This is a genomic window from Candidatus Aminicenantes bacterium (assembly GCA_026393795.1).
Lineage (GTDB): Bacteria > Acidobacteriota > Aminicenantia > UBA2199 > UBA2199 > UBA2199.
On the sequence record JAPKZL010000255.1, the window covers coordinates 1 to 16,269 of the forward strand.

Genomic DNA, 16,269 nt, shown 5'->3' on the forward strand with positions numbered 1-16,269 from the left:
GGCCTGTTATAGTGAAATCTCAGTCTAGACAAGTATAATATATTACAATTTTTTTTTCACCTGGAATCGCCGTTTTCTCTTCTTGCCGGCTCACCGTGGCATCCGCCGGCAAAATCGGGTATGATGGCGGCTTGGAGGAAACCCTTATGAATGATCTGGAAGCACGGATTTGGAAGATCCTCGGCCGCCGGCAGACCGCCGCCCTGGCCACGATCACCGCCGGCGGCGCCCCCTGGGTGCGCTACGTGACCATCTCGGCCGATCCCGATTTTACCTTGCGTTTCTGTACCAGCTTGGGTTCGCGCAAAGCTGGTGAAATCGTTGCCAATCCCGATGTGCACGTAACCTGCGGCAACCTGCAGCCGCCCGACGATTCGGCTTTCCTGCAGATCGCCGGACGCGCCGAGATCCGCCGCGACGGCAAAACCAAGACCGAAAACTGGAATGAGGAGTGGCGGCGTTACTTCAAGGGCCCCGATGACCCCGACTACGTCATGGTCTTTGTTCGCCCCCTTCGCATTGAATACAACAGCCCCGGCTCATTCCTTGCCGAGGTTTGGGAAAGCAAGCACCAAGGTTAAAACGCCCGGCGCGGTGAACCTTCATTTTTCGGCGCCGATCTCTTTTTCTTCGGGATTTTCCCGTTTTCGCAACTTCGGGTGAAAGGCCCCGGCAAAGGGAACCAGGATAAGGAGGGCGATGAGGGCGCCATGCTTCAAGCGGGCCAGGAGCCGCCGCCAGCCGCGCCGATCACGAGTGCGACTTCCCATGGGACTTCACTTTGCCAGCCGGCTGCGGCCGAGGCGCACCAGGTTCTTCACCAGGTCGATGGCCACCATCAGGGCAATAAAGAGCAGTGTATAAATCAGTGAAACGTGACTCCAGGCATGGAGCTTTGGCGGAATGGCAATGGCAAACAGGGTGGTATACGGCTGATGCAAAGCCAGCCCGATCAGGATGAGGACCATGGTGTCGGCGACCGCATCGACCCAGCACGCCAGGCGGCGCGAGGCGCTGAAAGCCTTGATGAACAGGACGATGGTCCCAGCCGCGATCATGACCAGCATGGCCAGCGAGATGAACTGGCCGGGCTTGGGGAGCAGCAGCGGCTGGAATTTTTTGAAGTTGAAGCTGACGAAAAAAATGGAGTGGAATTTCAAGTAGAGGCTGATCCCGAGGCCGGTCAGGGCCAGCATGATCCCGGCCCCGACCATGGTCGCGATCTTGGCTGCCAATGTTTTTGTGTCGGGCGCCTTCAACTCGTCGAGGTCCAGGGCGAACTTGGGCCAGGGAAGCCTGAATTCCTTGCCGCTCTGGGTGATGAAGTAAAGGACCAGGGCCACGATACCGAAGTCGCCCAGGAAAGCCGCCGGCAGGTACATGACGGCTCCGATTATGCCCAGGCGGGGTATGAATAGGAAAGGGAAGACGATGAAGCTTTGCTTGAAGATCACGGCCAAGGCGATGAAAATGAGGTGGATGGCAAAAAGGAGAGTGGCGTAGCGGAACAAATGGCGCGTGTATGCGGGGGCAATGACTGGCCGGCCGTCTAGGTATTTTTCGGCAACCTGACGGGGCTTGCCATATGCGGCGATGATCTTTGCCATTGCTCCTTCCGTGACCGGCGCAGCTTCATGCCCAGCTTTTTCCAGGATGTGGCTGCGGATCTCGGCCAGTATTTCCTCCCGCTCTTTGCGCCCGGAGAGAAAATGGCTGACCTCTTCAAGATAATTTTCCAGGTTCTTAAACATTTTTATTCTCCTTTGAAATGTGTTTGATGATTTCATCCTGCTTTTTCCAGATGCCGAGCAGTTCGTTGCGCATGTCCCGCCCGGCGGCTGTGACGGCATAGAATTTGCGCGGTCTTTCCTCGTTTAATTCCCATTTGCCCATGATCAGACCTCTCTTTTCCAGCCGGCGCAGCAGGGGATAGAGGGTGTTTTCCTCGATCTCGTAGCCCAGCTCGCGGCAGAGCCGCACCATAGCATAGCCGTAAGAATCTTTTTCGAGAAGCGTTAGCGTCAGAAGCTGGAGAAAGCCCCGCTTCATCTCGGTTTCAATGCTGCCCATTTCATTGTCCAACATGGGGCCCCCTCGCGTTCCGGTTTCTATACTGTTTGACACTTATGAATTGCATGTCATAATTATAATGTGTATCATACAGTATGTCAACTATTTTTTTATTTTTTTTGAAAAAAGAAAAAATCGTCAGCTTTTTAGAAAATTCTCAGTAAAAAGAGCTCCTCAATCCTGTGCTTTGAACGTCTCGAGCGCAACGCCCTGGCGGCCGGTACGCTTGACTTGGTAGAGCAGGTTGTCAGCTTGGGCCAGCACTGCGGCAAGTTCGGCCGAACTGCCGGCGGGGATGGTCACCCCGCCGCAGGCTGCCGTGACTGTAACCGCGGCAGTTCCTTCGCCCGCCCGGCAGGCCAGGTCGCTGATGCGGCGGTAAACGGCTTGCAGCGAACCCAGGTCGGCTCCGGGCAGGACCACCAGGAATTCGTCGCCGCCCAGGCGGCCGAGGAGGTCTCCTTGGCGCAGGCATTCCTGGATCTTGGCGGCCATATCCTTCAGCACCTGGTCGCCGGCGGCGTGACCCAGCGTGTCGTTGACCAGCTTGAAGCGGTTCAAATCGATCATGATGCAACCCAACTGGCGGTTGCCGCCGCGTTCGGGATGCAGCTCGCGCTCCAACTGCGTCAGGATGGCGCGGCGGTTGAACAGCGAGGTCAACGGGTCATAGGTGGCCAGGTAGGCCAACTCGCTGGTGCGTTTGCTCACTTCGCGCTCCAGCTCCCGGTTGCGCCGCCGTAGCAGCAGAGTGCGCCAACGGAAGATTCCGAACGCGGTTGCCGAAACAACGGCCAGGAAGGCCAGGCGGAACCACAGTGTCATCCAGAAGGGGGGGCGGACATGGATGGGCAGGATGATCGTTTCACCCCAAATCCCAGATTCGTTGACCGGCTGCAGCAGCAGCTTCAAGTCGCCGGCGGGCAGGTTGGTATAGCGTAGCTCGCCCAGGCGGCGCAAAGGAAGCCATTCGTTCTCCAAGCCATCCATGCGGGCGCGGTAGGCGGCGCGATTGCGGCTGCAAAAGGAGAGGATAGCGATGTTGAAGCTGAGCGTCCGCTCTTTCCAGGAAAGGTCAAGATTACGGGGGTAATCGATCGAACGCCCGGGCAGGCGGACATTCTCGACCACCAGACGGGGCGGCTTGGTGTTGGGAGTACTGCCGGCTGGGTTGTACTGCGAAAGGCCATTGACCGTGCCGATCCATATGTCGCCCCGCTTATCGCTAAAGAAACCGTTGGCGTTGGTCTCCCAAGCGGCTAAGCCATCGTCGGGATTGAACTCCTCCACCCGGTATTCAGCGTGAAAACGAAAGGCTCCCCGCGCCGTATTTACCCAGATCACTCCTTTCCAGTCTTCGCCGATGGAGAAGACATGATGGTTGCTGAAGCCAGGCCGGTCGTTCAGCAGAAGCCAGCGGCCGTCGGTCTCCAGCACGGCCAGGCCGGCATCGTTACCCGCCCATAGGCGGCCGCGGCTATCCTCCATGACGGCGGTGATGCTGACGCTCGCCTCCAGCGGGCAGTGTGAGCGGGTTTCCAGGGGCGACACAGCTTCGCCGTCGCAAAAATAGAAGTTACTCTTGGCAATAATGTAGACGCCGCCGCGCTGGCGGGAGGCCAGGAGGCGAACGGCCATCAGGGGCTCCCCGGCCGAGGTCTTGTTCCAGATGCGCCAGCGGCCGGAAACATCGCGCCGGGCCAAGCCGCCGCTGCTCCCTTCGCCGCAACCCCATAAATTTCCCTGGTTGTCGATGGCCATGTCATAGGGATTGGTGCGCGGGAAGGGGACTTCGGGCGGCAGGGGACGGACGACCTTCTCCCCTTTCCTGCGAAAGAGCAAAGCCGTGTCGGTCATGAACCACAGTGTGCCGTCGCTGGTGCGCAAGACCTTCCAGACCAATTCGTTGTCCAAACCGTCGCGGGCGCGGACGGTTTCGATCACCCTGGGCTGAGGCCGCACCTGGTAAAGGGCGGCGCCGCGCATGGTTCCCAGCCAGAGCGAATCGGGCGAGTCGCCCGGGGAGATGCCGAAGACGCACGCACTGGGCAACCCCTGTTTTTCGGTATGGTTGATCACGGCCATACCGCTGAGGCGCGCCAGGCCGCCTATATCGGTGCCAACCCAGACATTGCCTTCCCGGTCTTCGAGAACGACGCTGACCAGGTTTGAGGGCAGCCCGTTCTCGACCCCCCAATGCTCCAGGCCGGTTTGACCCGGCCGCTTGAGGAATACGCCGTTGTCGATGGTCGCGATGTACAGGATCCCAGACGGTTCGACCGCCAGGCGGTAGACGGACCGGGGGACAGCGATTGTGCCTCTGATTTTCCGCCATTGGCTGTCATTACGTAGCCAGACTCCGTTTCCGCTTGTCCCCAGCCAAGTCCCTTCGGCGGTCGCGGTCAGGGCGCGGTAGTCGGCCGGGTCGATCCCGGGCGGGCCGCTCATGGCCTGGGGAGGAGAGCCGTCAACATAGCGCCACAAGCCGTTGCCAGCGGCCACCAGGACCCCTTCGCGGTCGACGAGGATGTCATAGACCTTGGGGACTACCTTACTATTCCCTTGGCGCAGGGCAGCGAACTTCCCGTGATCGAAAATCACGACGCCGTTATCGGTGCCGATCCAGATCCGGTTGCGTGCGTCCTCGGCCAGGGCGCGGCACTGAACCGCAGTGACTGCCGGGTCGTTGATCATCTGCAAGCAGTGGTTATACCAGCGCGATATGCCGGCCACCGTGGCTATCCAGATGCTGCCGTCGCTGGCGACCAGCAGCTCGTGGATACGGGTGCTGTGGAGGCCGTCCTCCATAAAAAAGCTCCTGAACTCGCTGCCATTGAAGCGGGCCAGCCCTCCCCACGTCCCGACCCACAAATATCCCTCCTGGTCCTGGGCCAGAGCCGAGATCTGTGATTGGGGGATACCTTCCTTCAATCCGAAAATTTCGAAAGGCAATACTTGGGAGAACACCGGAACTGCCGACACCAGGATGATAATGGCCAGCAGCCGGGAGAAGCGAATTTTCATGTTCCGAATATAGGATTTTTCCAGGTGATTGTCAAAGTCGCGGATTTTGTTTTTTCTTTAGCCGGATGACCGTGGTCCCGGCCAGCTTGTCGTGCATGGTTAGCCCCTCGTGGTCCCAGAGCACCTGCAAAAATCCAAGAAAGGCCAGCAAGGTCGAAGCCGCATATCCATGGGCGCGCTCCAGTGACTGGTACCAACCTAGGCGCCGTCGTCCCTCCAAGTCGATAACCTGCAGGCGCAGCATGCGCTTGCCTAGGGTGCGGCCGCCGAAGCGGAAGAACATGATGTAATAGCTGTAGCCGATTAGAAATTCGAAAACGAGGTTAAATTTTTCGCCGCCGATGTAATATGTTTTTTTCTCCGTTTCTTTTTTTCCGTCAGCTTCGGCTGGCTGGTTCTTGTTTAAGCCGATCACCACGGCTTCTCCTCTTTGGATTGCCTCCCGCATCCGGGAAAACTCTCCTTTTTCGCCGCGGCGCGCTGCAGCGATCTCGGAAGCGGCAAAAAAAACCGCGGTCGATACAGCCATGATGATCAGAAAATCGATCACGAATGCCAGGAAACGCCGGAAAAACCCGGCCTGCTCGGGATGCGCTTTGTGTTTTTGAATCATGCCGACTCCTTTATTATTTCTGTTATTTTGTTCAAATCCGGGTTGATTGTCAATAAAGACTTCGGATCGGATGTTGGCAAAATAAAGCCCGTCATTACCGCGGTCCGTAAAATATTTTAATTTTGCAAGATAAATATAACCAATTTGTTCTCATATTGAAAAAAGGAGGTAAACATGAAAAAAATTGCTTTTGTGAGTTGGCTGTTACTCGCCCTTTGCACCTTTGTCCTTGCAGGCGCGCCCCAGGTTCAGGAGCCGGCTGTCCAGCCTGCCATCACCTTGGAAGCAGGAATCCGCAACGCGATTATCCTGGCTCCCCATTACGGCGTCTTTGACAACCTTTCCTACCGGTTGGACGGCAGCGATGTCACCCTGCTGGGGCAGGTGCTGCTGCCGATCACCAAAGAAGAGATTTCCCGCCGCGTCGCCAAGCTGACGGGCGTGGGCAAAGTCAACGACGAAATCAAGGTCTTGCCCCTGTCGCGCAACGACGATGCCTTGCGCCTGCAGGTCTATCGCCGCGTCTTCGGTGCGGCCGACCTCTACCGCTATGCCCTTGCCCCCAATCCCTCGATCCATATCATCGTCAATGGCGGACGCGTAACCCTGGAGGGCGTCGTAAGCAATGAAGGCGACAGCCGCTACGCGTTTATGGCTGCCCGCAAAGTCAATGGCGTTTTTTCCGTCACCAACAACCTGACCGTCCAGAAATGAAGTGCCGGTGAGCATGGTCCCCGGAGGCTGCCGAAGGGGACCTGCCTCACTCCTCCGGGAAGAGGCGGAGTTGCCGGGAAGTCTTTTGGGCCGGAGAATTCAGCACCGTCAGGATCGATTCAACGCCAAGCGCCGGATCCCAGGGGCGGCCGCCTTTTGCGATCAACTGGCTGTTGCCGGCTGGCGCAGCGCTAAAGAAAGAGGAAACGGCGATGAAGACGGGAATTCCCATTTTCATGGAAGAAACGGCGGCATTAAAAGTGCCGCTACTTTTATTTTTTACGCTCCGTTCCGGCCCGGAAGCGATCACCACCATGGCTCCGGAAAGGGCGCCGATCAGCTTGTTGCGGGTCATGGCCATGTATGCCGCCCAGGGCGCGTCAGGCGGGAATTGGGAAATCACCAGCGTATTGTCCGCGTGTAAAAGATCCTTGAAAGCCGGTTTAACCTGAAAATGATCAATCCCTTCGGCCAGGACAATGCAGGTCGTCCCGCCCGCGCGCAGGGCGGCCAGGTGGGCTGCGCCATCGATGCCGCCGGCATAACCGGAAATGACATTGACTCCGTGGCTTGCGAGTTCGCGGGCAAGGGCCGCGGCCGCGTCCAGCTCACTCTTCCCCGCCTCCCGCATGCCGACGACAGCCACAGCCGGTCGGGAAAGGATGGCCAGGTTTCCCCAGGCGTAAAAAAGGGCGGGAAAAGAAAATCGTTCCCTCAGAACTTTGATCCCTGGCGGAAAATCGGAATGGAAGGGATGCAGCAAGGTCACTGGGCGTTTTCCGGATCGGGTTGTTTCCCCATTCGGCTGTTCAAAAAAAACCGGTTTGGCGCCGGCCCGGCCCTGATAAATTACTGATCCAATTTTTTCGGCATCCTGGAGCAGCCAGGATGCCGGTTTTTTTTGTTGGGCAAGATAATCGGCTATTCGCCACAAGGCCTTCGCTCCGATCTCCTTGGCGCCGGCCAGGACTTGCCAGGCTCTTCCTTCAATCGTGTTCATCGGTTCGAGCGGGTGCTGGTTGTCGTGACCACGGAAACTTGCGCCACATTGCCGAGAAAAAGCAACGCGGCCGTCACCGCTTTCAACGTTTCACCCGAGCGGAAAAGGTCGTCGAACAGGAGGACGTGCGCGTCGGCAAAGCGCTGGTCAACGACCGCGAAGGCGTCCGCCAGTTCACCGCGGCGCATGCGCTTGCCAATGATGCTTTTCAGCGGCATGGTCGGCTTCACCTTCAGCAGGTAATCGTCGGGGGCCGGCAGGCCGAGTTGCGCGCCGATTCGCGCCGCCAGCATAGCCACCGGCTGGAAAGAGCGTTGCGTATCCGACGGCGGCACGGCCAGGACCGCCTGGATATCGGCGAGTTCGGACCGGCTGAGGATGAAATCGGAGACCGCATGGGCGATGGGCCCGACTTGGTCCATGTCAGCGCGGTATTTCAACCGATACAACGCTTCGCCGATCTCGCTCCTTTCGGTCCCGAATTCGGGATGTCCGTCGTTGGCGAAACCGCTGGCGGTGCTGTGCAGGGTGTGCTGGTCCAGCGCCCAGCCGTGCGACCAGTTGCCGATAAGTGCTTTGGGAGCGATATTCATTTTTAACAAATCCGTTGACATTCTATAATTGTGCTCCCGGGTTGTCAAAATACCGCGGTTATTGCATTTCCCGGACCGATTTTTTAAAATCTTCTCTGGCAGCGAATGACAGGAGGCACCATGAATCAATTTAAAAAAGCGTTCATCGCCCTGGTGATGGCGGATCTGTTTCTGCCGATATGTGGAGCGGAAAAGGTCTCCCTGAAATACCCGGTTGCAAAAAAAACAGATCAAGTCGACGACTACTTCGGCGTGAAGGTCGCCGATCCGTATCGCTGGCTGGAGGATATCAACACGCCGGAAACCGAAGCTTGGGTGATGGCGCAGAAAACGCTCAGCGAAAACTATCTGGCCGCCATCCCCTGCCGCGAAAAATTCCGGGCGCGGCTGACCGAAATCTCAAACTATGAAAAGTACTCCGATGCCGCGAAAGAGGGCGAATATTACACCTTCAGGAAAAATACGGGCTTGCAAGAACAATCGGTGGTATATATCCAAAAAGGGCTGGACGGCGAGGCCCGGGTTTTGCTCGACCCGAACGCCCAAGGGCTCATCCTCACCGATACCGCCTTTTCCAGGGACCAGAAGTATTTCGCTTACGGGGTGTCGCCGGGCGGGTCCGACTGGCGGGAATATTTCGTCATCGAAACGGAGACAGGGAAAAAACTGCCCGACCATGTCCGCTGGGCGAAATTCTCCGAAATGTCCTGGTACAAGGACGGCTTCTTCTACAGCCGCTACGATGAGCCAAAAGAATCCGATATGCTCAAGGCAAAAGTCGAATTTCAAAAACTCTTCTATCACAAGCTGGGCACTGCGCAGAGCGAAGATCAATTGACATTCAGCGACAGCAGCAATCCCGAGCTGGGATTCAGCGGCGAGGTGACCGACAGCGAGAAATTCCTGGTGATCAGCGGCTGGGTAGGCTCGGCGAATCACAACTTCCTCTACTGCAAGGATCTTGAGGCTGATTCTGAAGTGATCTCCCTGGTCGACAAACCCCTGGGTCAATTCGTATTTGTCGGCGAGACTGACGAAGGCTTGCTGGTCATGACCGATTTTCAGGCGCCCCATTTCAGACTGATCCTCATTGATCCGCAAAAACCGCAAATGGAAAACTGGAAAACAATCATCCCTGAAGCCAGGGAAAAGATGGACGATGTCTCCTTCGTGGGCGGCAGACTGATCGTCTCGTATTTGCAGGACGCCAATTCGCAGGTTTGCGTGTACGCGGCAGACGGAAAAAAACTCCACGACGTCACCTTGCCGGGAATCGGCACTGCCTACGGTTTTTCAGGGAAAAAAGAGGACAACGAGGTTTTCTATACCTTCACCTCTTTCACTTTCCCTCCCGCTATCTACCGCTACCTGGTGAAGGAGAACCGCTCCGAGCTGTTCCGCAAATCCGTTGTTCAATTCGATCCCGAGCGCTTCACCACCAGCCAGGTTTTCTATGAAAGCAAGGACAAAACCCGGATTCCGCTATTCATCGTCCATAAAAAGGGGTTGAAGCTGGACGGCCAGAATCCCACCCTGCTCTACGGCTACGGGGGCTTCAATTCGGCCATGCAACCTTATTTCAGGGCCAGCCTGGTTCCGTTGCTCGAAAGCGGCGGCGTCTATGCCATGGCCTGCCTGCGCGGCGGCAGCGAATACGGGGAGGAATGGCACCGGGCCGCCATGTTCGAAAAAAAGCAAACCGTGTTCAACGATTTTATCGCCGCCGCCGAGTATCTGATCGGCAAAGGCTATACGTCGATCCAGAAACTGGCCGTTCACGGGGCCTCCAACGGCGGCTTGCTGGTGGCCGCCGTGATCAACCAACGGCCGGAACTTTTCCAGGTGGCTTTTCCCGAGGTGGGGGTGCTGGACATGCTTCGCTATCAGAAATTTACCATCGGCTGGGCCTGGGCCGGGGAGTACGGCTCGAGCGAAAAACCCGAGCAGTTCAAGTACCTATACGCCTATTCGCCGCTGCACAACATCAGGGAAGGGGTCGCTTACCCGGCTACCTTGGTGCTGACCGCCGACCATGACGATCGCGTGTTTCCCGCCCATTCTTTCAAATACACCGCCGCGCTGCAGGAGAAATACAAAGGGAAGAACCCCATCCTGCTCCGTGTCGAAACCCAGGTCGGGCATGGCACCGGTTCAACGACAAGCAAAACCATCGAACGCTATACCGACATGTTTTCCTTCATGTTTTTCAATATGGGGGTCGTGCCGGAGTTCAGGTAATTACATTGCTCCGGCAGCGAACTTATCGAGGCGGGAGCTAGAAACCGCCCCGCGATATATTTTAATTCAGCGTTTCGTTCGCTCAGTTGCGGGGCTTGTTTTTTCGAGTGCCCGGGAACACATAAATGGCCACGGCTTTGCCCTTGCGTTCCGCCCCGCTTCCGAAAAGAACCGCCGCCGCGATCTTGGCGCCGACCGAAGGCTCGCTGACCGCGTCCAGGATAATGCCGTTCGCGCCTATTTTGGCGGCTTTTTTCCTCATCGATTTGAACATCTGCGCTTCGCTGGTTGAGGCGCTGTCGGCCTTGGAATTCAAGAGGGCGATCTCTTCATAGTCGCCGGGAACCTTGGCGGCGGTGGTGTAAATGACCACTTCGTCGGGATCGATGGGCTCCCTGACTTTTTCGGGATCCAACACCGTGGTATTGGTGTGCACGCAGGCAACGAAGGGAACGATCATAAAAGCGATCGTCAGCAATACAATTGTTTTTTTCATATTCACGCTCCTTTTGAACTTTTCATTTTTCTTACTTGCTACAAATGATACGGATATTACCGGAAGTTGTCAATGCTGCCGAGGTAGTCATGTTTACTCGTTTGGGGTATAATTGCCTCTCTATCAATCCATTGACCTTCAGCGGCGGTTTTTCCCAGGGAGGTGAGAATATGGCAATGACTGGAAACAGCGGGGCGGCGAACGACGTCTTGACGGTCATTCAATCGCGCCGCAGCATACGGAATTTCAATCCCGAGAAAAACATTGCCGACAAGGAGATTACCGCGATCCTGCAAGCCGCCAATCAGGCGCCTTCGGCGCACAACCAGCAATCATGGCGATTCATTGTCCTGCGCGGGAAGAAAAGAGAGGAGCTGGTCGATTTGGTCGCGAGAGAAGCCGCGGATTTTCCAAGGCCCTCCTGTACGCTGCTGCGCATGGCTTGCCGCAGTATCGCCAGTTCGGCCGCCGTCATCGCCGTCGTCAATACCGGCGAACTGATCCGGCGCGGGCCGCGCTTGTTCGAGGCCAGGCAGGATGAGGTTCTTGATTTTTTCCGGGTCATGGAGATACAAAGCTCAGCGGCAGCTGTGCAGAACATGCTCCTGGCAGCCTCCTCGATGGGGATCGGCAGCGTCTGGCTGGGGATCCTGATCCTGATCAAGGACGAGGTGTTGAATTTTCTGGGCGAGCCGCGGGGGGAATTCATGGCCATCGTGCCGGTCGGCTATGCGCTCCGTGTCAGCACAGGTCCGAAAAAACTGCCGCTGACAACGTGCGTGAAATATCTTTCCTAAAACGCGGCAAATCCGCTGTTTTTGGATTGACCTTCCTTGGCAAATATGCTATTAATTTTTTGCGAGATTATCGCTAAAAGGAGGCATGCATGAGTATCTCAGATCAGAAAGCACAGGGGCGAAAATACAAGATCGCCTGGCTCCCGGGCGACGGCATCGGCATCGAAGTATTGGAGGCGGCAAAGATCGTTCTGGATAAGATCAAGCTGAATGCCGAGTACATCACAGGCGATATCGGCTGGGAGTTCTGGTGCAAGGAGGGCGACGCCTTTCCGCAGCGCACCATTGACCTGCTCAAGAGCGTCGACGCCGCCATGTTCGGCGCCATCACCTCGAAGCCGGTCAAGGCGGCCGAGGCCGAGCTGGTCCCCGAGCTGAAGGGCAAGGGGCTGGTCTACCGCTCGCCCATCGTGCGCATGCGCCAGCTCTTTGACCTCTATACCTGTCTGCGGCCGTGCAAGGCCTACCCGGGCAATCCGCTCAACTTCAAGAATGAGATCGACTTGGTTGTTTTCCGCGAGAACACCGAGGGTCTTTACGCCGGCGTTGAATTCAACCCCATACCCCAGGAGTTGAAGGACACCCTGCTGAAGATCTCCAAGCCGTTCGCCGCCTTCAAGGATGTGCCGCTGGACCAGTACGCCCTGACCTGCAAGATCAACACCAAAAAGGGATCGGAGCGGATCGTGCGCGCGGCGTTTGAGTACGCCAAGCAATACGGCCGCAAAAAAGTGACCATCATCCACAAGGCCAACGTGGTGCGCGCCACCGAGGGACTTTTTCTTGAGATCGCCAAGGAGGTGGCCAAGGATTATCCCGGCATCAAATGCGATGATGCCAACGTCGACGCCATCTGCATGTGGCTGCTGAAAAACCCCACGAACTATGAAGTGCTGGTCGCCACCAACCTGTTCGGCGACATCATCTCCGACCTCTGCGCCCAGATGGTCGGCGGCCTGGGTTTTGGCTGCTCGGGCAACATCGGCACCAAACTGGCGGTGTTTGAGCCCACGCATGGCTCGGCCCCCAAATATGCCGGCCAATACAAGGTGAATCCCATCGCCACCATCCTGGCGGCCAAGATGATGCTAACCTGGCTGGGCGAGACCGAAAAGGCGGACAAGGTTGAGCGAGCCGTGGCCGCGGTAATCAAGGAAGGCACAGTGCGCACCTATGACCTGGGCGGCAGCAACACGACGCTGGAGATGGCCGAAGCGATCGCCAAGAAGTTATAGCGTGCGTTGCTGAGTTTCTCTAGGGATAGGATTTAGGAGTGAGCATATGAGCGAAATCAAAATCCACGAAGTGGGATTGCGCGACGGGTTGCAGATCGAGAAGCAGACCGTCCCCATGGAAAAAAAGATCGAATGGGTGGAGAGCCTGCTCGCGGCCGGGATCGGCATGATCCAGCTCGGCTCGTTCGTCAATCCGGAAAAAGTACCGCAGATGGCAGATACCGACAAGCTGTTCGCCCATTTCAGCCAGAAGGACAAGAAACCCGCCGCCATCTTGTCGGGGCTGGTGCTCAATGAAAAAGGGCTGGAGCGTGGCATGGCCTGCGGCGTCGACCTCTTCTGCATGGGGGTCTCGGCCAGCGACACCCACAGCCGCAAGAACACCGGCAAGGGCACGGAAGAGGCCGTCGTTCAGATCATCGCCATGGCCCAGGCGGCCATCAAAGCGCAGAAGCGCATTCAGGCCTCCATCCAATCGGCTTTCGGCTGCGGCTTTGAAGGGCCCATTCCCCGGGAACGGGTTCTGTCCATTGTCGACAAATACCTGGAGGCGGGCATCCGCAACATCAGCCTGGCCGACACGGCCGGCCACGCCTACCCGCCCCAGGTCGAATCCCTGTATGCGGAAATCGTGAAGCGCGACAACAAGGTTGAACTGGCCTGCCATTTCCACAATACCTACGGCTTGGGGCTGGCCAACTGCTATGCCGCCATGAAAGCGGGCGTCACCTATTTTGAGGCGGCGCTCGGCGGCCTGGGCGGCTGCCCCTTCACCAAAGTGGCGGCCGGCAACGTCTGCAGCGAGGACCTGGTCCATTCGCTGCAGCGCCAGGGCCTGGCCAAGGAGATCGACCTGGAAAAACTTGTCGAGACCGCGCGCGATCTCGGCCGCTTTTTCAACCGCGAGCTGCCCGGCTTCATCCTGAAATCGGGCTCCATCGTCAATTTCAAAAAAGCGCAGTAAAGGAGAGCGAATATGAACTTATTGGATAAAATCAGGGTCCTCGACCTGACCAATGTCCTTTCCGGCCCGTTCTGCACCATGCACCTGGCCCTGTTGGGAGCCGAGGTGATCAAGATCGAGAACCCCGACGGCGGCGACCTGGCGCGCAAATTGGGCAATGTCAATCCCCTCAACAAGCAGTTGATGGGAACGAGCTTCCTGGCCCAGAACGCCAATAAAAAATCTCTGACCCTCAACCTCAAGTTCGAAGAGGGCAAGGAGATTTTCCGCAAGTTGCTCAAGACGGCCGACATCGTGGTGGAGAATTTTCGCCCCGGCGTCATGGACAAGCTTGGCTTCTCCTATGAAAAGATCTGCAAGATCAACCCCAAAATCATCTATTGCGCCATTTCCGGCTTCGGCCAGACCGGCCCCGACGCGTTCAAGCCGGCCTACGACCAGATCATCCAGGGCCTTTCCGGGGCAATGGCCGTCAACGGCGACGAGCGGCTCAACCCGCTGCGCGCCGGCTTCCCGGTCTGCGATACCGTCGGCGGCCTGAACGCCGCCTTCGCCATCATGGCCGCCCTCTACCATCGCGAACACAGTGGCGAGGGGCAGTTCATCGATATCGCTATGCTCGATTCGATCATGCCGCTGATGGGCTGGGTGGCAGCCAACCTGCTCATCGGCGGGCAGCAGCCGGTATTGATGGGCAACGACAACTTCACCGCCGCCCCGTCCGGCACCTTCCGCACCCAGGATGGCTACGTCAATATCGCCGCCAACCAGCAGAAGCAATGGGAAGACCTGGCCGACGCCCTGGGCCTGCCGGAGCTGAAGACCGATCCGCGTTTCCAGGAACGCGATACGCGAAAAGCCAACCGCAAGCAACTGACGCCGTTGCTGGAGGAAAAGCTCATTCAGAAACCCACCCAGCACTGGGTGGATGCATTGAACGACAAGGGGATCCCCAGCGGCGACATCTACGGTCTGGAGAAGGCGCTGCTGCAGCCGCAAAGCGAACATCGCCAGGTCATCGCCACGGTCAAGGAACCGGGCATCGGCGACATCAAGCTCTTCAATCTGACGGCCAAGTTTTCCAAGACGCCGGCGAAGATCGATGCCCCGCCGCCACGCCTTTCGGCCCATACCGGGGAAATCCTCAAACGGCTCGGCTACAAGGAAGAAGAGGTCAAGGCTTTAAAGGAAAAAGGCGCGATCTGAGCGCAACCCATAAAGGAGGAAACATCATGGGAATGACAATGGTTGAAAAAATCCTTGCCAAGGCCACCAACCAGGCCGCGGTCAAGGCGGGAGACGTGCTGGAACCCGGGGTGGACATGGCCATGTCGCACGAGAACGGCGCGCTGGTCATCAACCAGTTCAGGGAAATCTACCAGGACACGGGCCTGGAGGCCAAGGTCTGGGATCCGAGCAAGATTGCCATTATTTTCGATCACCGCGTGCCGGCCGAAAGCTCGAAAACAGCCGGCAACCAGAAGAAAATAAGGGACTTCGTGGCTAAGCAGGGGATTGCCAAATTTCATGACATCCGCGGCGATGGCGGCGGCATCTGCCACCAGATCCTGCCCGAATTCGGCTATGTGCGTCCGGGAAGCGTCGTGGTCGGCACCGACAGCCACACCACCAGCCATGGCGCCCTTGGCGCTTTCTCCTTCGGCATCGGGGCCACCGAGATGGCGGCTGTTTGGACGCTGGGGCGGGTGCTGAACGTGGAGGTTCCGGGAACGATCAAGGTGGTCTGCTCGGGCAAGTTCAAACGCCACGTGGCTCCCAAGGATCTGATCTTGCACCTGGTCGGCAAGCTGACGGCCGAGGGCGCCAATTTCAAGGTCATCGAGTTCCATGGACCGGCCATTGAGCAAATGTCGACCTCGGGCCGTCTGGTTATCTGCAATATGACGGTCGAAGCCGGCGCCACGTCCGGGATCGTGCCGCCCGATGAGGAGACCGTCCGCTATTTGAAAGAGGAAGCCGGGGTCAATGAAAAAATCGATATTTTCGGACCCGACGCCGACGCCGTCTACGACCAGGTGATCGAAATCAACGTTTCCAAGCTGGAACCGCAGATCGCCTGCCCGCACACTGTGGACAATGTCAAAACAATCAAGGAAGTCTTGGGAATCAAGATCAACCAGATCGTCATCGGTTCCTGCACCAATGGCCGCCTCGACGACCTGGCCATCGCTGCCAAGATCCTCAAAGGCAAAAAGGTAGCCACGCAGACGCGCATGCTGATCTTTCCGGCTTCGACGCGGATCTATCTGCAGGCCTTAAAGAAAGGTTATATTACCACCTTTATGGAAGCCGGCGCCGTGGTCATGAATTCGGGCTGCGGCCCCTGCCTGGGGATTCACCAGGGCGCCCTGGCCGACGGCGATGTGGCCTTGGCCACCACCAACCGCAATTTCAAGGGCCGGATGGGCAACCCCAATGCCGAGGTTTACCTGTGTTCGCCTGCCGTTGCAGCAGCCAGCGCCATAACCGGCGTTATTACCGATCCCAGAAAAGGAGGAAAATAA

Annotated in this window: 16 protein-coding genes; 8 read left to right on the forward strand and 8 right to left on the reverse strand. The window is 57.5% G+C overall.

Annotated elements, in window-relative coordinates; translation table 11 throughout:
• Positions 1–146: 146 nt before the first annotated feature.
• Positions 147–581: a pyridoxamine 5'-phosphate oxidase family protein gene (locus NTW95_12720; GenBank protein MCX6558272.1), complete on the forward strand. Its 435-nt coding sequence runs from the start codon at positions 147–149 to the stop codon at positions 579–581.
• Positions 582–602: 21 nt separating this feature from the next.
• Here the strand turns inward: NTW95_12720 and NTW95_12725 are convergent, their stop codons facing one another.
• The 5 genes from NTW95_12725 to NTW95_12745 all read right to left on the reverse strand — a co-directional run bounded on the left by NTW95_12725 (position 603) and on the right by NTW95_12745 (position 5,707).
• On the reverse strand, positions 603–770 hold the full coding sequence (locus NTW95_12725; protein MCX6558273.1) for a hypothetical protein: 168 nt from the start codon (positions 768–770) through the stop codon (positions 603–605).
• Positions 771–776: 6 nt separating this feature from the next.
• Positions 777–1,751, reverse strand: coding sequence for a hypothetical protein (locus NTW95_12730; GenBank protein ID MCX6558274.1), 975 nt, complete (start codon positions 1,749–1,751; stop codon positions 777–779).
• Positions 1,744–2,085 carry a PadR family transcriptional regulator gene (locus NTW95_12735; protein MCX6558275.1) on the reverse strand — a complete coding sequence of 114 codons (342 nt, stop codon included), beginning with the start codon at positions 2,083–2,085 and terminating at the stop codon, positions 1,744–1,746. Before NTW95_12735 ends, NTW95_12730 begins: the two co-directional genes overlap by 8 nt.
• A 159-nt stretch (positions 2,086–2,244) precedes the next feature.
• On the reverse strand, positions 2,245–5,094 hold the full coding sequence (locus tag NTW95_12740; GenBank protein ID MCX6558276.1) for a diguanylate cyclase: 2,850 nt from the start codon (positions 5,092–5,094) through the stop codon (positions 2,245–2,247).
• Positions 5,095–5,125: 31 nt separating this feature from the next.
• On the reverse strand, positions 5,126–5,707 hold the full coding sequence (locus tag NTW95_12745; protein MCX6558277.1) for an RDD family protein: 582 nt from the start codon (positions 5,705–5,707) through the stop codon (positions 5,126–5,128).
• Between the two features lie 192 nt (positions 5,708–5,899).
• On the opposite strand from NTW95_12745, the gene NTW95_12750 reads away from it, so the two are divergent.
• The gene (locus NTW95_12750; protein ID MCX6558278.1) at positions 5,900–6,421 is read left to right on the forward strand and encodes a BON domain-containing protein; all 522 of its coding nucleotides are present in this window, start codon (positions 5,900–5,902) and stop codon (positions 6,419–6,421) included.
• 46 nt (positions 6,422–6,467) lie between these two features.
• On the opposite strand, the gene NTW95_12755 is transcribed toward NTW95_12750, so the two are convergent.
• Positions 6,468–7,421 (reverse strand): DNA-processing protein DprA, encoded by a 954-nt coding sequence (locus NTW95_12755; GenBank protein MCX6558279.1) that lies wholly within the window; start codon positions 7,419–7,421, stop codon positions 6,468–6,470.
• Positions 7,418–8,035: a ComF family protein gene (locus NTW95_12760; protein MCX6558280.1), complete on the reverse strand. Its 618-nt coding sequence runs from the start codon at positions 8,033–8,035 to the stop codon at positions 7,418–7,420. Before NTW95_12760 ends, NTW95_12755 begins: the two co-directional genes overlap by 4 nt.
• Before the next feature lie 99 nt (positions 8,036–8,134).
• Between NTW95_12760 and NTW95_12765 the strand changes: the two genes are divergently transcribed.
• Positions 8,135–10,252 carry a prolyl oligopeptidase family serine peptidase gene (locus tag NTW95_12765; protein ID MCX6558281.1) on the forward strand — a complete coding sequence of 706 codons (2,118 nt, stop codon included), beginning with the start codon at positions 8,135–8,137 and terminating at the stop codon, positions 10,250–10,252.
• A gap of 82 nt (positions 10,253–10,334) precedes the next feature.
• On the opposite strand, the gene NTW95_12770 is transcribed toward NTW95_12765, so the two are convergent.
• Positions 10,335–10,748, reverse strand: coding sequence for a hypothetical protein (locus NTW95_12770; protein ID MCX6558282.1), 414 nt, complete (start codon positions 10,746–10,748; stop codon positions 10,335–10,337).
• Between the two features lie 176 nt (positions 10,749–10,924).
• On the opposite strand from NTW95_12770, the gene NTW95_12775 reads away from it, so the two are divergent.
• The 5 genes from NTW95_12775 to NTW95_12795 all read left to right on the forward strand — a co-directional run bounded on the left by NTW95_12775 (position 10,925) and on the right by NTW95_12795 (position 16,269).
• Positions 10,925–11,545: a nitroreductase family protein gene (locus NTW95_12775; protein MCX6558283.1), complete on the forward strand. Its 621-nt coding sequence runs from the start codon at positions 10,925–10,927 to the stop codon at positions 11,543–11,545.
• An 89-nt stretch (positions 11,546–11,634) separates the two neighbouring features.
• Entirely contained in the window at positions 11,635–12,780 is a 1,146-nt protein-coding gene (locus tag NTW95_12780; protein MCX6558284.1) for an isocitrate/isopropylmalate dehydrogenase family protein, read from the forward strand.
• Positions 12,781–12,826: 46 nt separating this feature from the next.
• Positions 12,827–13,744 (forward strand): hydroxymethylglutaryl-CoA lyase, encoded by a 918-nt coding sequence (locus NTW95_12785; protein MCX6558285.1) that lies wholly within the window; start codon positions 12,827–12,829, stop codon positions 13,742–13,744.
• A 12-nt stretch (positions 13,745–13,756) separates the two neighbouring features.
• A complete protein-coding gene (locus tag NTW95_12790; GenBank protein MCX6558286.1) occupies positions 13,757–14,950 on the forward strand; it encodes a CaiB/BaiF CoA-transferase family protein in 1,194 nt (397 codons plus the stop codon).
• Between the two features lie 26 nt (positions 14,951–14,976).
• Positions 14,977–16,269, forward strand: coding sequence for a 3-isopropylmalate dehydratase large subunit (locus NTW95_12795; GenBank protein MCX6558287.1), 1,293 nt, complete (start codon positions 14,977–14,979; stop codon positions 16,267–16,269).

What these genes read in the sequence shown, in the direction of transcription:
- NTW95_12720 (MCX6558272.1), top strand. Translation starts at nt 147, where the DNA reads ATGAATGATCTGGAAGCACGGATTTGGAAGATCCTCGGCCGCCGGCAG.
- NTW95_12725 (MCX6558273.1), bottom strand. Translation starts at nt 770, where the DNA reads ATGGGAAGTCGCACTCGTGATCGGCGCGGCTGGCGGCGGCTCCTGGCC.
- NTW95_12740 (MCX6558276.1), bottom strand. Translation starts at nt 5,094, where the DNA reads ATGAAAATTCGCTTCTCCCGGCTGCTGGCCATTATCATCCTGGTGTCG.
- NTW95_12770 (MCX6558282.1), bottom strand. Translation starts at nt 10,748, where the DNA reads ATGAAAAAAACAATTGTATTGCTGACGATCGCTTTTATGATCGTTCCC.
- NTW95_12745 (MCX6558277.1), bottom strand. Translation starts at nt 5,707, where the DNA reads ATGATTCAAAAACACAAAGCGCATCCCGAGCAGGCCGGGTTTTTCCGG.
- NTW95_12765 (MCX6558281.1), top strand. Translation starts at nt 8,135, where the DNA reads ATGAATCAATTTAAAAAAGCGTTCATCGCCCTGGTGATGGCGGATCTG.
- NTW95_12730 (MCX6558274.1), bottom strand. Translation starts at nt 1,751, where the DNA reads ATGTTTAAGAACCTGGAAAATTATCTTGAAGAGGTCAGCCATTTTCTC.
- NTW95_12775 (MCX6558283.1), top strand. Translation starts at nt 10,925, where the DNA reads ATGACTGGAAACAGCGGGGCGGCGAACGACGTCTTGACGGTCATTCAA.
- NTW95_12780 (MCX6558284.1), top strand. Translation starts at nt 11,635, where the DNA reads ATGAGTATCTCAGATCAGAAAGCACAGGGGCGAAAATACAAGATCGCC.
- NTW95_12735 (MCX6558275.1), bottom strand. Translation starts at nt 2,085, where the DNA reads ATGTTGGACAATGAAATGGGCAGCATTGAAACCGAGATGAAGCGGGGC.
- NTW95_12795 (MCX6558287.1), top strand. Translation starts at nt 14,977, where the DNA reads ATGGGAATGACAATGGTTGAAAAAATCCTTGCCAAGGCCACCAACCAG.
- NTW95_12755 (MCX6558279.1), bottom strand. Translation starts at nt 7,421, where the DNA reads ATGAACACGATTGAAGGAAGAGCCTGGCAAGTCCTGGCCGGCGCCAAG.
- NTW95_12760 (MCX6558280.1), bottom strand. Translation starts at nt 8,035, where the DNA reads ATGTCAACGGATTTGTTAAAAATGAATATCGCTCCCAAAGCACTTATC.
- NTW95_12790 (MCX6558286.1), top strand. Translation starts at nt 13,757, where the DNA reads ATGAACTTATTGGATAAAATCAGGGTCCTCGACCTGACCAATGTCCTT.
- NTW95_12785 (MCX6558285.1), top strand. Translation starts at nt 12,827, where the DNA reads ATGAGCGAAATCAAAATCCACGAAGTGGGATTGCGCGACGGGTTGCAG.